Here is a 14,936-nt window from a genome sequence, read left to right on the forward strand (position 1 = left end):
ACCCCTTCGATCAGCCCGGCGGCGGGTCCGCCGGACGCAGTACACAGAGCAGGTCGAGGACGGCGGCGCGGTAGGCCGGGCGGTCGAGGCCCTGCTCCAGCCGCAACAGCCGCCAGGTGAGCAGATCGGTGGCGACGACGAGCAGGGCCGTCCGGCGCGTCAGGTCCTCGCCGTCGAGGCCGTCGAGGTGCGGCGCCAGCACGCGGACCACCCAGCGGCGGTGCAACTCGCGGCCGTGCGCGAGCAGGGACCCGATCGGCGGATGGGTCTCCTCCAGCGGATACAGCCGCAGGTGACCCCGGCCGGTCTGCTCGTAGTGCTCGTCGAGGTAGCGGGTGATGGCGTCCAGGTCACCGGTCGGGACGAGGTCGCGGTCGGCCTGCAGGCGACCGCGGAAGCGATCGGCGCCGGCCGCGAGCAGGCCGTCGCGGCTGCCGAAGTGCCGCAGCACCGTCATGACCGTCGTGTCGGCGCCCGCGGCGACCTGTTCGAGGGTGAACGCCGCGCCCGCCTCGCCCTGGAAGAGCTCGTCGGTGGCGTCGAGGATCCGCTCTCGGGTGCGCCTCGTGGTCTCCGCGCGGGACGTCTGGCGGTACGCCCGTTTCACGTTGGTCACGCTAACGCGAAAGTGGTCCACCGTCCAGGGCCCCGGGGACTCCGCCGGAGAGGGGCCTCACCCTCCCGCGGGTTCGATGGGACCGACGTCGCGTGCGGGCCGCGGCGCGGGGTTCCGGGCCGCGGCGAGGGTGACGACGCAGGCCAGCGCCGTGAGGATGCCGTAGCCGACGGCGATGGAGAACAGGTCGAGGTTGGCGGACAGCCGGCCGGCGATGAGGCCGGGGATGGCGGCGCCGCCGTAGGAGATGAGGTAGACGGCGGCGAGCAGGCCCGCTCGGTCGGCCGGCCCGGTGTGCGCGAGCAGGGCGCGCATGCTGCCGGTCATGGTCGCGCCCTGCGCGGCGCCGGCGACGGCGCTGGCGACCAGGAAGAGCAGCACGGTGCCCAGCCGCAGCGAGGTGAGGACGACCGCCACGGCCAGCAGGTGGACGACCATGCCGACGCGCTGGGCGGTCGCGGGGGTCAGCCGGCCGGCGAGCGGTCCGCCGACGGCGCTGGGTGCCATCAGCGAGGCGAACACCGCGGCGGCGACCAGGGCGTTGGCCGTGCCCAGCTGATCGGCGGCCACGGTGGGCCCGAAGGCCTGGTAGAAGCCGCCGAGCGCCCAGGTGGCGAGGAAGGTCGCGCCGGCGACGGGCAGGAAGCGGCGGGCGCCCGGGGGGATGCGCACCTGCGGGCGCAGGGATGCGGCAGCCCCGGGGGTGCCGGCGACGGTCTCCGGGGCGACGGCGACCAGCACGGCGCAGCCGGCGAGCAGGCCGGCGGCCAGGAGGTAGACCAGGGTCCGCGGGGCCGGCCCGTACTCGGCGAGGGCGCCGGAAGCCAGCGCGCCGACGGTGAGGCCGATCATCGGCGCGCCGGCGGTGGTCGCGGCGGCCAGCCAGCGGGGTCGGGTCGGGGCGGTGTCGACGGCGTAGGCGGCGACGGCGCTGGAGGCCAGGCCGCAGGCCAGGCCCTGCAGCACCCGACCGGTGACCAGGGTGCCGGCGCCGTGGACCTCGACCAGGACGAGGCAGCCGGCCGCGGACAGGGCCAGCGCGGCCAGGGTGACCGGTCGGCGGCCCAGGTGGTCGGAGAGCCGGCCGAGCGAGAGGAGGGCCAGCATCGCGCCGGCGAAGTAGGCGACCGCGGTGAGCGCCAGGTCGCCGGTGGTCAGTCCGTCGGCGCGGCGGTAGGTCTCGTACAGCGGGATCGGGCTGCCGGAGGCGGCGAACACCGCGGCCAGCGAGCAGGCCGCCCCGACGAACCCGACGACCGGGGACCGCGGCGGCGCCATGGGGGTGGTTCCCTCCGGGCGGGGATCGTCAGGCACGGGTGGGCTCGAAGACGGCGACCTCCGCTGCGCTGCGGGTCTGCCGGGCGGGAACGCCCCGGGGATGACCGCCGGGGCGTTCCCGAGCGGTCAGCGCTGGTCGGCGATCCGGTACCGCTCGTCCGGGACCGGCTCGAGCCAGGTGGTGGGGTCACCGCCGCCGGGCAGGTTCTCCAGCATGGCCAGGTGGGCCATGAAGCTGTCGCCGGCGGCGCCGTGCCAGTGCTCCTCGTCGGGCGGGCAGACGACGGTGTCGCCGGCCCGGATGCGCAGCACCGTGCCGTCGCGGGTGCCGACCAGGCCGACGCCCTCGGTGACGTGCAGGGTCTGGCCGACGGCGTGGCGGTGCCAGTTGGTACGGGCGCCGGGGGTGAACCGCACCAGCGCGACGGTCATCCGCGACGGCTCGGCGCCGACGTGGATCGGCGTCATGTAGACGTCGCCGGTGACGTTCGACGCCGGCGTCGTGACCGTGGGGCGGACGGGTTGCAGTTCCACTGCGTGGTCCTCTGCGGGGGTCAGACGGTGAGCAGCGTCTTGATCGCGCGCCGCTCGTCCATCGCCCGGTAGCCCTCGGCGGCCTGGTCCAGCGGCAGGGTGAGGTCGAAGACCTTGCCGGGGTCGATCTCGCGGGTGCAGATCAGGTCGATCAGCTCGGGCAGGAAGCGGCGCACCGGGGCGGGTCCGCCGTGCAGGTGCACGCCGGAGAAGAACAGCTCGTCGCCGGGCAGCGCCACGTCGTGGGAGACGCCGACGTAGCCGACGTGCCCGCCGGGGCGGGTGGCGCGGATGGCCTGCATCATCGCCTCCTGGGTGCCGACGGCCTCGATCACCGAGTGCGCGCCCAGCCCGCCGGTGAGCTCCCTGATGGCCGCGACGCCGTCGTCGCCGCGCTCGGCGACGATGTCGGTGGCGCCGAACTCCAGCGCGAGCTTCTGCCGGGACTCGTGCCGGCTCATCGCGATGATCCGCTCGGCACCGAGCTGCTGTGCCGCCAGGACACCGAGCAGGCCGACGGCACCGTCGCCGACGACGGCGACGGTCGTGCCGGGCCGCACGTCGGCGGCGACGGCGCCGAACCAGCCGGTGCCGAGCACGTCCGAGGCGGCCAGCAGGCTCGGGACCAGGTCGTCGGACGGCAGCTCGGGGGTGGCGACGAGGGTGCCGTCGGCCAGCGGGATCCGGGCGTACTCGGCCTGGGTGCCCAGCGCGCCGACCAGCTCGGCGTGCACGCAGCGGGACTGGTAGCCGGCCCGGCAGATCTCGCAGGTGTTGTCGGAGGCGAAGAAGGAGCCGACGACGAACTGGCCGGGCGTGATCGTGGTGACGTCGCTGCCGACCGCCTCGACGACGCCGACGTACTCGTGGCCCATCGGCGCCGGGCCGTCCACGGACTCGATGCCGCGGTAGGGCCACAGGTCCGAGCCGCACACGCAGGTGGCGGCCAGCCGGATGACCGCGTCGGTGGGCTGCTCGATCGTCGGGTCGGGGCGCTGCTCGACGCGGATGTCGCCGGGGGCGTGGAGAACTGCTCCTCGCATGGTGGGTGTTCCTCTCGGTTGCGGTACGGGTCAGCTGCTGTGGACGGCCTGCTCGGCGACGGCCCATCGGGGAGGCCCCGTCGACCGGCCGGTGTTCGCCGACTCCTCGTCCGCCACGGGTGGCGGCTCAGTCGAGGGCGGTGATGGTCAGTTCGAAGTCGTCGCCGGCGTCGGCGACGACGTCCAGGCCGTCGTCGACGGTGCCGAGCGGGACGAGTCCCGGGCCGGGGACCGGTAGGCCCTCACCTGCGTAGACGACGAAGATGTCGTGATTGGGGGGCCAGTACGCCACCTGGCCGACCCGGTAGCGGAAGACCGGCTCGACGTCCCCGGCCAGCGCCCGCGGCAGCGGGCCGGGCTTCTCCCGGCCGAACAGGTCGCCCATCGGGATGGTCACCGGCAGCATGGACAGCAGGTCCCGTGCGGCCGGGTTGTCCTCCAGCGTGGCGGTGGCCTGCCGATCCGCGATGGTCAGCCGGATCCTCATGGGTTCCTCCTGGAGTGCTGCGATGTCGGACCGGGAGGTGTGGCCGGTGGATCCGTTCGTCGTGGTGCCGACCGCTGCGGGGGACGGCCCCTCGACGATCGCGCAGCCCGCCGTGGCCAGCGCGGCCAGGGCCGTGACGGCGGCGACGACGGTCGGCCGCCGGCGGCGGTGCCTCACCGGCTCACCAGCGTCAGGCCGGGATCGACGTCGACGGCGGGCGTCGTCGCCCGGGCGGGGCGGTGGACGGTTCCGGCATAGGCGAGAGCGCCGAGGGCGGCGGCGGTGAGGGTGACCACGGCCAGCGGGGTGACGCCGGCGCCGAGACCCACCAGGGGCGCGGCCAGACCGCCGAACGCGAAGCGGGCGACGCCGAGGAAGGACGAGGCGGTGCCGGCGATGTCGGGGTGGTCGGCCAGCGCCATCGACGTCGCCGGCGGGGTCGTCACGGCCACGCCACTGACCATCGTGACCAGCGACACGATCACGACGATCAGCGGGAGGTGCAGCGCCGCGGTGGCGACCAGGCCGACGGCGCCGGCTCCGCACATCGCGATCCCGGCGAGCAGCGTGCCGCTCTCCGACCAGAGCTCCGAGATCCGCCCGGCGAGGAAGCCGAAGACCATGAAGCCCAGGGAGTTCAGCCCGAACGCGAGCGAGTAGCCCTGGGGCGACAGCCCGTAGACGCCCTGCAGCACGAAGGTGGCCCCGGACAGGTAGGCGAACAGGGCAGCGTTGACGAAGCCGGTGACCAGGACGGCACCGAGGAACACCCGGTCGGCCAGCAGCCGGCGCATGTCCCGGCCGGTCTGCGCCAGCCCGCCGCTGACGCGCCGCTCGGCGGGCAGCGTCTCGCGGAAGACGAGCAGGCAGGCCAGGAGGATCGCGGCGCCGACCGCGGCGAGGAAGACGAAGATCCCGCGCCAGTCGGTGACCGACGCCAGCTGGCCGCCGATCACCGGGCCGACGATGGCGGCGAGCCCGCCGAGGACGGTCAGCCGGCCGTAGTAGCGCAGCAGCCGGCCGCCGGAGTACAGGTCCCGGCCGGCCGCCTGGGCGATGACCACGCCCACCCCGCCCGCGAGGCCCTGGACGAAGCGCGCGGCGACGAGCGTCTCGACGGTCGGGCTGGCGGCGCACAGCAGCGAGACGGCGACGTAGGCGACGACGCCGATCAGCAGCGGGCGGCGGCGGCCCAACCGGTCCGACAGCGGGCCGGCGACGAGCTGCCCGGCCGCCAGCCCGAGCAGGCAGGCGGTGATGGTCAGCTGCGCGGTCGAGGTCGCCGACCGCAGCTCGTCGGTCAGCGCCGGCAGGACGGGCAGGTAGAGGTCCATCGAGATCGGCCCGAACACGGTCAGCAGGCTCAGGACGACGGCCAGGGCACGGCCGACGGCCGGCGAGGCCGGCCTCGAGGCGGTCACAGGGGTGCTCGGAGAGGGCACACGCGTCCTTCGTCGTCGGGTGACAGTTCTGGCGTCTGTCCGGTGCGGCCACGTCGTGAGGCCCTGCACCGGCACATCCGAGGGAACCCCTGTTCGCGCGCGCGTGGCAGGGCCGGGTCATCCGGGTCCTGACAGAACCCCCCTGCGCCGTGCGCCGCGCCGTAGCGTGGATCGCGTGGACAACCGGACCGAGGTGCGCGAGTTCCTCAGCACGCGCCGCGCCAAGCTCACGCCGGACCAGGCCGGGGTGCCGCTCTACGGTCAGCGCCGTCGCGTTCCCGGGCTCCGTCGCGAGGAGGTCGCGCAGCTCGCCGGGCTGAGCACCGACTACTACACCCGGCTGGAGAAGGGGAACCTGCGCGGCGCCTCCGACAGCGTGCTCGAGGCCATCGCGCGCGCCCTGCAGCTCGACGACGCGGAGTGGGCGCACCTGCTCGACCTCGCCCGCGCCGCCCGGGCCGGCGCCACGCGGGAGCCCCGCCGCCGGGCCCGGACCCAGCAGGTGCGGCCCAGCGTCCAGCACCTGCTCGACGCGATGACCGGGGCTGCGGCGTTCGTCCGCAACAGCCGGCTCGACATCGTGGCGATCAACCCGCTCGGGCGCTCCTTCTACACGCCGCTCTACGAGGGCGCCGCGGAGCCGGTGAACCTCGCCCGCTACTGCTTCCTCGACCGCAGCGCCCGGGACCTCTACCCGGACTGGGAGGAGGCCGCCGACACGACCGTCGCGATCCTCCGCACCGAGGCCGGCCGCGACCCCTACAACCGGGCGCTGACCGACCTCGTCGGCGAACTGGCCACCCGCAGCGACGCGTTCGGCACCCGCTGGGCGGCCCACGACGTCCGGCTGCACCACACCGGGACCAAGCGTTTCCGCCACCCGGTGGTCGGCGACCTCACCGTCGGCTTCAACGCGACGGAACTCCCGGCCGACCCGGGGCTCACCCTGACCGTGTACACCGCCGAGCCGGGTTCCGAGTCCGCGGAGAAGCTGGCGCTCCTCGCCAGCTGGGCGGCGACGCCGGGCCGGGTGCAGCCCGAGTCCGCAGCCCGGAGTTCCTGACCCTCCGCAGGAGCGCCGGACCCGCGCGGTCAGCCGTTGTGGTGCTCGCGGGCGCGCTCGGTGTCCGTGGTCGGCCGGTCGAGCGTCGCGGCCCAGCTGGCGAGGAGGCCCAGCGCATCCGCGGAGGCAGAGCCCGGCTCGGCGGTGAAGGCGTTCAGGGCGAGTCCGTCGTCGGCGGTGAGCGCCATCACCTCGTAGGCGAGGGTCATGTCGCCGACGACAGGGTGGTGGATGCGCTTGGTGCCGGTCCGGTGCAGTCGCACGTCGTGGGCGGCCCAGAGCGTGCGGAAGGTGTCGCTGTGGGTGGCCAGTTCGCCGATGAGGTCGGTGAGGCCCTTGTCGGGGTTGCGGCCGGCCTCGCCGCGGAGGGCGGCCACGATCGAGTGCGCGCCCTGCTCCCAGTCGGGGTAGAAGTCGACCGAGCGCGGATCGAGGAAGGTGAACCGGGCGCCGTTGCCGCGGGCCGGGCCGTCGAACACCGGCGCGAAGAGTGCGCGGCCGAGCCGGTTGGCGGCGAGGGTGTCGCCCCGCCCGTTGCCGACGACGGCCGCCACGCCGGTCATGGCGTCGAGCAGTTGCTGCACGCCGGGGCGGATGCGCTGCGGCGCCGGCCGCCGCACCCGGCTCGCCGGGGAGGCGTTGGCCGCACGAGCCAGGTCGAACAGGTGCGCCCGCTCGGCCTCGTCGAGCTGCAGGGCACGAGCGACGGCGTCGAGCACGCTGTCCGAGGTGCCGGTGAGGTTGCCGCGCTCGAGGCGGGCGTAGTACTCGGCCGAGACGCCGGCGAGGGTGGCGACCTCCTCGCGGCGCAGCCCGGGCACGCGGCGGTGGCCGAAGGTGGTCAGGCCGGCCTGCTGCGGGCTGATCCGGGCCCGGCGGGAGGCGAGGAAGTCCCGGACCTCGGGACGGTTGCGGTCGCTCACGGCATCGAGGCTAGGTCGGCCGCCACCGCTGAGGGGTGGTCTGCCAGTACGTGGATCAGCAGGTCCTGCCACGACCGGCTGCGGACGGGTTCCCTGGCAGGTGTGCCGAGAACGCGGAGGCCGGTGCCCGGCCGACGAGCAGGTCCCCGTTCCGCCGTCTCCCGTCCGACCCGACCTGAGAGGAGCTGACGTGGACATCGACACCCTGCTCCGCATGTGCGCCGTCGCGGCACCGGCGACGGTCGCGCTGGTGCTGGTCCTCGAGGCCGGATTGCTGATCGGCGTCGTCCTGCCGGCCGGGTCGCTGGTCCTCGGGCTGGGCGTGCTCGGCGGGGTCGGCGTGGTGTCGCTGCCGCTCGTCGCGCTCGTCGTCGCCGCCGCCACCGTGCTCGGTGCCGCACTCGGGCACCGCGCGGTCCGCCGCCGGCCGGACGGCGGACCGCTGGTGGCCGGCGGCCTCCTCGGCCGCCGCCTACCGGCGCGGGTCACGCGCCTGCTCGACCGGACCACCACGCCGTGGCGCGAGGCCGTCGGACGCCGGCCGGTGCGGGCCGCGGCGACGGCCCAGTTCGTCGTCGGCGCGCGCACGCTCGCCCCCCGCCTCGCCGCATCCGCCGGTGTCCCGCTCGCGACGATGCTGCGCGGCACGGCGCCGGCGGCTCTGGTCTGGTCCATCGCCCTGGTCACCACCGGTGCCCTCGCCGGCGCCGCGCTGCCGCTGGTCCGCGACGTGCTGACCGTCGCCGCCGTCCCGCTGGCCCTGGCGGCGGCCACCTGGCTGCTCGTCCGCCGCCTCCGCCCCGCCGCACTGCACGGCGCGGGATCCCCATCTGAGTCCTTGTCGCCCGCACACGCCCACCGCCGGCCCTCGTCCCGGGAGCTCCGCTGTCCGTCACGTTCGTCCTGTTCCTGCTGGTCGCGCTCGCCGCGCTGGTCCTGCTGCCGGGCTACTTCTGGTGGCGGCTGGTGCGCTCGACCACGCTGCCCGGCCGCACCCGGCGCCGGCTGACCGTCCTGTTCGTCGCGGGAGTCGCCGTCCTGGCCGTCCTGCCCGGGATCGCCGACCTCGTCAGCCGCTTCGTGCCGGCCGGCGTGGCCACCGCGCTGGACTGGGTCGCCTACAGCTGGCTGGGCATCGCGCTCTACCTCTTCGTCGCCCTCCTGGTCCTCGAGCCGGTGCGGCTGGGGATCGGGCTGCTGGAACGTCGCCGCGCACCGGCGGCCGACGCCCCGGAGCCGGCACGGGACCTCGTGCCGACCGTTCCGCCTGCGGCGGATGGTGCGGCTCCGGGTGAGGGAGGGCCGGCACCCGACCGCGGTGCGGCCCCGGCCGAGCCCGACGTCCCCGACCCGTCGCGGCGGCTGTTCCTCGCCCGCAGCCTGGCGGCCACGGCCGGCGTCGCGGCCCTGGCCACCGCCGGCACCGGGGCGTACTCCGCCGACGCCGCGCCCGTCGTCCACCGGGTGCCGGTCACGCTGCGCGGCCTGGACCGCGCGCTCGACGGCTTCCGGATCGTCACCTTCTCCGACGGCCACCTGTCCCGCACCTTCGGCGGACGGCGCTTCGAGCGACTGGTCGACCTGGTCAACGCCCAGCGCCCCGACGTCGTCGCCGTCGTCGGTGACCTGGTCGACGGCGAGGTCGACGACCTCCGCGAGGACGTGGCCCCGCTGGCCGACCTGGTCAGCGAGCAGGGCGTCTACTTCGTGACCGGCAACCACGAGTACTTCGTCGACACCCGCGCCTGGCTGCGGCACCTGCCCACCCTCGGCGTCGACGTGCTCCGCAACGAGCGCGTGCCGATCACCCGCGGCGGCGCGACCTTCGACCTCGCCGGCATCGACGACCGCACGGCGGCCGCCTCCGGCCTGCCCGGCCACGGCGCTGACCTCGACGCCGCCCTCGACGGCCGGGACGACGCCACCCCCGTGGTCCTGCTCGCCCACCAGCCCGTGCAGGTGACGCAGGCCGCCGCGGCCGGCGTGGACCTGCAGCTGTCCGGACACACCCACGGCGGTCAGCTGTGGCCCTTCGACTACGTGATCGGGCTGGACCAGCCCGCCATCGAGGGGCTGAGCCGGTTCGGGGACACCCAGCTCTACGTCACCCGCGGCGCCGGCTACTGGGGCCCACCGATGCGCATCGGAGCCCGCCCCGAGATCACCGTCGTGGAGCTCCGATCCCCGGGCAGCTGAGGCCCTCGAGGCTCCAGGCGGGCGCAGTACTCCGAAAAGACGATGGCGGGCGTCGCGACGGCCCCCTCTCGAACCCCATCCATCCGACCGACCAGAAGGACACGTCATGCAGACAGTCACCCTGAACAACGGCGTCCAGATGCCGATCCTCGGCTTCGGCGTCTACCAGATCCCGCCCGAGCAGACCGAGCAGGCCGTCACCGAGGCCCTCGCCGCCGGCTACCGCCTGCTCGACACCGCCGCCGCCTACGGCAACGAGGAGGCCGTCGGCCGGGCCATCAAGGCCAGCGGCCTCCCCCGCGAGGAGCTGTTCGTCACCACCAAGCTGTGGATCCAGGACGCCGGCGAGGACAACACCCGCCGCGCGTTCGAGAGGTCGCTGCAGCGACTGGGCCTCGACCACGTCGACCTGTACCTGATCCACCAGCCGTTCGGGGACTACTACAGCGAGTGGCGCGCCATGCAGGAGCTCCACCGCGAGGGCCTGAGCCGGGCCATCGGCGTCGCCAACTTCCACCCCGACCGGCTGGTGGACCTCATCGAGCACAACGAGGTCACCCCCGCGGTCGACCAGATCGAGACCCACCCGTTCTTCCAGCGCACCGCCGACCAGGAGCTGATGCGGGAGCGCGGCGTCCAGCTCCAGTCCTGGGGCGGCTTCGCCGAGGGCCGCAACAACCTGTTCGCGGACCCGGTGCTCAGCCAGATCGGAGCCGCGCACGGCAGGTCCGTCGCCCAGGTCGTCCTGCGCTGGCTGGTCCAGCGCGACGTCGTGGCCATCCCGAAGTCCGTCCGCGCCGAGCGCATGGCCGAGAACATCGACGTCTTCGACTTCCGGCTCACCGACGACGAGATGGCCCGCATCGCCGCGATGGACACCGGCACCAGCGCCTTCTTCGACCACCGCGACCCGGCGATGGTCAGCCGGCTCGGCACCGTCCGCGTCGACTGACCGCCGACGGGCCCGGACCGGCCACCCCCTTGCGGGGGCAGCCGGTCCGGGCCGCGGCGGCGGGTCAGTGGATGTGCGCGCCGCCGTTGACGTCGTAGGTGGCGCCGGTGATGTAGCCGGACTCCTCCCGGCACAGGTAGGTGATGAGGTCCGCGACGTCGGCGACGCTGCCGTTGCGGCCCACGGGGATGCCGGCGACGAGCTGCGCCTTGCGCTCACCCTCGAGGGCCCCGCCGGTGATGTCGGTGTCGATCAGCCCGGGGGCGACCGCGTTCACCGTCACGCCGTCGGGTCCGAGCTCGCGGGCCAGCGCCCGGGTGAAGCCCAGCTCGGCGGCCTTCGCCGCGGAGTAGGCCACCCCGCCGAAGACCCCGCCGCCCCGCTCGGCCGAGACCGACGACAGGAACACGATGCGGCCGAAGCCGCGCTCGGCCATGCCGGGCGCGATGCGCCGGGTGACGTTGAACGCGCCCCGCACGTTGACGGCGAAGATGCGGTCCCACTCCGCGCCGGTGACCTCGAGGAACGGGGTCGGCGAGGTGATGCCGGCGTTGTTGACCAGTGCGCCGACCGGCGGCAGGGAGTCGGCGAGGACGGCCAGCGCGTTCTCCACGGAGGTCTCGTCGGTGATGTCGCAGCCGATGCCGAGGGCCTGCACGCCGTGCCGTTCCTCGATCTCGTGGGCGGCGTCCTTCGCGCTGGCCTCGTCCAGATCGAGGATGGCGACGTTCCAGCCTGCGGCGGCCAGGGTGTGGGCGGTGGCGCGGCCGATGCCGCGGGTGGAGCCGGCTCCGGTGACGAGCGCGGTCTTGTCGGACACGGACATGGTTCCTCCGGGAGGTGGGGCGGTGCGAGGGGGTGGGTTGGGATCAGGCGGTGGCGGGGACCGGGTCGGCGGGCCAGGCGACGCCGCCGAGTTCGGACTTGACCCGGGCGACGACGGCGTCGGTGGACAGGCCGTAGCGGTCGTGCAGCGTGGGCAGGGCACCGGCGGCGAGGAACTCGTCGGGCAGGGCGATCGGCACGACGCGGCTGCCGACGCCGGCGAACGCCAGCGTGGCGGCGACCGACTCCGCGAGCCCGCCGATCACGGTGTGGTTCTCGAGGGTGACCACGAGCCGGTCGGTCCGCGCCGCGCGCAGGATGGCCTCGGTGTCCAGCGGCTTGATGGTCGGGACGTGCAGCACGGCCACGTCGACGGAGTCGGCCTCGAGGCGGGCGGCGGCCTGCAGGGCCCGCATGGTCATCAGCCCGGTGGAGATGAGGACGACGTCGCGGCCGGTGCGGAGCTCGGCGGCCTTGCCGAGCTCGAAGCGGTAGTCGTACTCGTCGAGCACGGTGGGCACCGCGCCGCGCAGCAGCCGCAGGTAGGTGGGGCCGGGTGCGGCCGCCAGCGCCGGCACGGCCTGCTCGATGTCGACGGAGTCGCAGGGGTCGACGATCGTCAGATTGGGGCAGCCGCGGAGGATCGCCAGGTCCTCGGTGGCCTGGTGGCTGGGGCCGTACCCGGTGGTGAGACCGGGCAGGGCGCCCACGACGTTGACGTTGAGCCCGGGCTCGGCGATGTCCAGGCAGAGGAAGTCGTAGGCGCGCCGGGTGGCGAACACCGAGTAGGTGGACGCGAAGGGCACCAGGCCCACCTCGGCCATGCCGGCCGCGGCCCCGAGCAGGGTCTGCTCGGCCATGCCCATCTGGAAGAAGCGGTCGGGATGGGCGTCGCGGAACACGTGCATGTCGGTGTACTTCGCCAGGTCGGCGGAGAGGCCGACGATCTCGGGGCGCTCCTCGGCCAGGCGGTTGAGCGCGTGCCCGAACGGGGCGCTCGCGGTGCGCTGCCCGGGGTCGGCGAAGGACGCGATCATCGCCGAGGTGGTGAGCTTCTTGCGGGGAGCGGTGCTGGTCATCGGGCCAGTCCTTCCTCGAGCTGGTTGCGGGCGATCTGCCACTCGTGTTCCTCGACCCGCATGAAGTGGGCCTTCTCCCGGCTCTCCAGCAGGGGCACGCCGGAGCCGATGCGGGTGTCGCAGATCAGCACCGAGGGCGAGCCGCGGTGGTCGCGGAGTTCGTCGAACGCGGCCACCAGCGCGGCGACGTCGTTGCCGTCGACGCGGAGGGCGTGCCAGCCGAAGGCCTGCCACTTGTCGGTGACCGGCTCGGTCCGCAGGACGCCGGCGGTGGGCCCGTCGGCCTGCAGCGCGTTGACGTCGACGATCGCGGTGACGTTGTCCAGGCCGTGGTGGGCGCAGGACATGGCCGCCTCCCAGGTGGAGCCCTCGTCCAGCTCGCCGTCGGAGAGCAGGTTGAACACCCGGGCGGGGTTGCCGAGGTGGCGCAGCCCCAGGGCCATGCCGGTGGCGACCCCGAGGCCGTGGCCGAGCGAGCCGCCGGAGATCTCCGTGCCCGGGGTGTAGGACGCCATGGCCGACATGGGCAGCCGGCTGTCGTCGGACCCGTAGGTCTCCAGCTCCTCGAGCGGGATGATCCCGGCCTCGGCCAGCGCGGCGTACAGCGCGATGGCGTAGTGGCCGATGGAGAGCAGGAACCGGTCCCGGTCGGGCCAGTGCGGGTCGTCGGGACGGTGGCGCAGCTGGTCGGTGTAGACCACCGCGAGGACGTCGGCGACGCCCAGCGCCTGGCCGATGTAGCCCTGCCCCTGCACCTCCCCCATGTCCAGTGCGTTGCGTCGGATGCGGTACGCGGCCTGGCGGATGCGTGCGATCCGCTCCGTCGGGTCGGCGGGGCGCTCCCCCGCTGCCAGCGGCGTGCTCAGTGCGGTCATGGCGTGTTCCGTTCTCGTCGTCGGGTCAGTCGGTCGTGGAGTCGGCGGTCGTCCGGCGCTCGTGCGCCACGGTGCGGGGGGCGGGGACCCCGTCCGACGCGGCCGGCGTCGCGAAGCTCCGCTCGAGGGCCGCGACCTCCTCGCGCTCGACCGGGCCCCAGGTGTCGCGGGTCAGGAACGTCGCCACCAGCCCCAGCAGGCCGTATCCGGTGAAGAGCAGCGCCGGGCCGACCCAGCCGACCCCGGCGTACAGCGCGGTGGCCACCAGCGGGGTGAAGCCGGAGACGACGGCAGAGAGCTGGTAGGCCAGGGAGGCCCCCGTGGTGCGGGTCTTGGCCGCGAAGAGCTCGGAGAACCACGCGCCCTGGACGCCGGCGAGGGAGTTCTGGCAGACGGCGTAGCTGATGACGAAGGCCACGACGATCGCCGTCGCCATGCCGGTGTTGACCACCAGGAAGAGCGGGACGCCCCACAGCACGGTGATCGCGGTGCCGAACAGGTACACCGGCCGCCGGCCGACCCGGTCGGTGAGCGCACCCCAGAAGACCGTCGCGAAGATGCCGATGCCGGCCGCGACCATCAACGCGGTCAGGGTGACCGCGCGGTCGGCGAGGCCCTCGCTGGTCAGGTAGGACAGCATGAAGGTCACCGCCACGGCGTAACCGGCGGTCTCGGCGGTGCGCAGGCAGAAGGCGCGCAGGACGTTGCGCCAGTCGTCGCGGAGGACCTCCAGCAGCGGGTTCTTGGAGAGGTCGCCCTCCTCCTTGAGCTCCTCGAACTCCGGGGACTCCTCGAGCTTGAGCCGGATGAGGATGCCCACGACGATCAGGACGGCGCTGAGCAGGAACGGCACCCGCCATGCCCACGAGCCGCCCAGCGGCACGCTGGCCAGGAACGCGAGGTTGGCCAGGAGCAGCCCGACCGGGAAGCCGGCCTGGGTGATGCCGGTGTAGAGGCCGCGCTTGCGCCAGGGGGCGTGCTCGAAGCACATGAGGATCGCGCCGCCCCACTCGGCACCGAACGCGAGCCCCTGCACGACCCGAACCGCGACGAGGAGGATCGGCGCCCAGACGCCGACCTGCGCGTAGGTGGGCAGCAGCCCGATGAGCACCGTCGCGACGCCCATGAGCAGCAGCGAGCCGACCAGCACCGGCTTGCGGCCGATCCGGTCACCCAGGTAGCCGCCGATGATCCCGCCCAGCGGGCGGACGGCGAAGCCGACGCCGAGGGTCGCGAAGGACAGCAGCGTGCCCGACAGCGGGTCGTTCGCGGGGAAGAAGGCGTCGTTGAAGTACAGCGCCGCGGCGGTGCCGAAGCCGATGAAGTCGTAGGTCTCGATCGTCGCCCCGATCGAGCTGCCGACGGCGACCTTCTTCTTGGTCGGCGTGCCGTCGATCGGGTGCCAGGCCGCGACCTCCTCGAGGTGCGGATCGCGGACTGGAGAGTGCCGTTCGGTCATGGGTGACCTCCGGTGAGCGGATGGGCGTCGGATCCCCGCGTTAGGTTGACTGTTAACAGTCAACTGATGACGAAGTCTGCGTTGCCCGCGTCACAGTGTCAAGGGTCACGTCGGGACGAATCCGTCGCCGCTGGTGGCGGCCGCCCGCCGGGCAGCACGAGGTC

General features: G+C 74.1%; 15 protein-coding genes. 4 read left to right on the plus strand and 11 right to left on the minus strand.

Features of this window, described 5'->3' with window-relative positions; all coding sequences use genetic code 11:
- Positions 1 to 10 precede the first annotated feature (10 nt).
- The 6 genes from MY520_RS11740 to MY520_RS11765 form a co-directional block, all read right to left on the minus strand.
- A complete protein-coding gene (locus MY520_RS11740) occupies positions 11 to 607 on the minus strand; it encodes a TetR/AcrR family transcriptional regulator (protein WP_436692279.1) in 597 nt (198 codons plus the stop codon).
- 66 nt (positions 608 to 673) lie between these two features.
- Positions 674 to 1,894 (minus strand): MFS transporter, encoded by a 1,221-nt coding sequence (locus tag MY520_RS11745; RefSeq protein WP_436692280.1) that lies wholly within the window; start codon positions 1,892 to 1,894, stop codon positions 674 to 676.
- Positions 1,895 to 2,020: 126 nt separating this feature from the next.
- Positions 2,021 to 2,428: a (R)-mandelonitrile lyase gene (locus MY520_RS11750; RefSeq protein ID WP_436692281.1), complete on the minus strand. Its 408-nt coding sequence runs from the start codon at positions 2,426 to 2,428 to the stop codon at positions 2,021 to 2,023.
- A 20-nt stretch (positions 2,429 to 2,448) separates the two neighbouring features.
- Positions 2,449 to 3,471 carry a zinc-dependent alcohol dehydrogenase family protein gene (locus tag MY520_RS11755; protein ID WP_436692282.1) on the minus strand — a complete coding sequence of 341 codons (1,023 nt, stop codon included), beginning with the start codon at positions 3,469 to 3,471 and terminating at the stop codon, positions 2,449 to 2,451.
- Between the two features lie 127 nt (positions 3,472 to 3,598).
- The gene (locus MY520_RS11760) at positions 3,599 to 4,135 is read right to left on the minus strand and encodes a cyclophilin-like fold protein (RefSeq protein ID WP_436692283.1); all 537 of its coding nucleotides are present in this window, start codon (positions 4,133 to 4,135) and stop codon (positions 3,599 to 3,601) included.
- Positions 4,132 to 5,379, minus strand: coding sequence for a multidrug effflux MFS transporter (locus MY520_RS11765; protein WP_436692284.1), 1,248 nt, complete (start codon positions 5,377 to 5,379; stop codon positions 4,132 to 4,134). Before MY520_RS11765 ends, MY520_RS11760 begins: the two co-directional genes overlap by 4 nt.
- A gap of 196 nt (positions 5,380 to 5,575) precedes the next feature.
- Here MY520_RS11765 and MY520_RS11770 point away from each other — a divergent pair, with 196 nt between their 5' ends.
- Positions 5,576 to 6,463 carry a helix-turn-helix domain-containing protein gene (locus MY520_RS11770; protein ID WP_436692285.1) on the plus strand — a complete coding sequence of 296 codons (888 nt, stop codon included), beginning with the start codon at positions 5,576 to 5,578 and terminating at the stop codon, positions 6,461 to 6,463.
- Positions 6,464 to 6,492: 29 nt separating this feature from the next.
- On the opposite strand, the gene MY520_RS11775 is transcribed toward MY520_RS11770, so the two are convergent.
- The gene (locus MY520_RS11775; RefSeq protein ID WP_436692286.1) at positions 6,493 to 7,386 is read right to left on the minus strand and encodes a helix-turn-helix transcriptional regulator; all 894 of its coding nucleotides are present in this window, start codon (positions 7,384 to 7,386) and stop codon (positions 6,493 to 6,495) included.
- Between the two features lie 190 nt (positions 7,387 to 7,576).
- On the opposite strand from MY520_RS11775, the gene MY520_RS11780 reads away from it, so the two are divergent.
- From MY520_RS11780 to MY520_RS11790, 3 genes are all read left to right on the plus strand, one after another.
- Complete coding sequence (locus MY520_RS11780; protein WP_436692287.1) at positions 7,577 to 8,395, plus strand: hypothetical protein; 819 nt, start codon at positions 7,577 to 7,579, stop codon at positions 8,393 to 8,395.
- Positions 8,353 to 9,582: a metallophosphoesterase gene (locus MY520_RS11785; RefSeq protein WP_436692288.1), complete on the plus strand. Its 1,230-nt coding sequence runs from the start codon at positions 8,353 to 8,355 to the stop codon at positions 9,580 to 9,582. Before MY520_RS11780 ends, MY520_RS11785 begins: the two co-directional genes overlap by 43 nt.
- Positions 9,583 to 9,688: 106 nt before the next feature.
- Complete coding sequence (locus tag MY520_RS11790; RefSeq protein ID WP_436692289.1) at positions 9,689 to 10,534, plus strand: aldo/keto reductase; 846 nt, start codon at positions 9,689 to 9,691, stop codon at positions 10,532 to 10,534.
- Between the two features lie 64 nt (positions 10,535 to 10,598).
- Here the strand turns inward: MY520_RS11790 and MY520_RS11795 are convergent, their stop codons facing one another.
- From MY520_RS11795 to MY520_RS11810, 4 genes are read right to left on the minus strand one after another with little or no spacing between them, the layout of a single operon-like run.
- Positions 10,599 to 11,360, minus strand: a complete 762-nt coding sequence (locus tag MY520_RS11795) for an SDR family NAD(P)-dependent oxidoreductase (protein WP_436692290.1) — start codon at positions 11,358 to 11,360, stop codon at positions 10,599 to 10,601.
- Positions 11,361 to 11,403: 43 nt separating this feature from the next.
- Positions 11,404 to 12,438 carry a transketolase family protein gene (locus MY520_RS11800; protein WP_436692291.1) on the minus strand — a complete coding sequence of 345 codons (1,035 nt, stop codon included), beginning with the start codon at positions 12,436 to 12,438 and terminating at the stop codon, positions 11,404 to 11,406.
- On the minus strand, positions 12,435 to 13,313 hold the full coding sequence (locus MY520_RS11805; RefSeq protein WP_436692292.1) for a transketolase: 879 nt from the start codon (positions 13,311 to 13,313) through the stop codon (positions 12,435 to 12,437). Before MY520_RS11805 ends, MY520_RS11800 begins: the two co-directional genes overlap by 4 nt.
- Before the next feature lie 25 nt (positions 13,314 to 13,338).
- Complete coding sequence (locus MY520_RS11810; protein ID WP_436692293.1) at positions 13,339 to 14,772, minus strand: MFS transporter; 1,434 nt, start codon at positions 14,770 to 14,772, stop codon at positions 13,339 to 13,341.
- Positions 14,773 to 14,936: the final 164 nt, after the last annotated feature.

Origin of the sequence: Geodermatophilus sp. CPCC 205506 (genome assembly GCF_051383635.1) — a bacterium.
GTDB lineage: Bacteria > Actinomycetota > Actinomycetes > Mycobacteriales > Geodermatophilaceae > Geodermatophilus.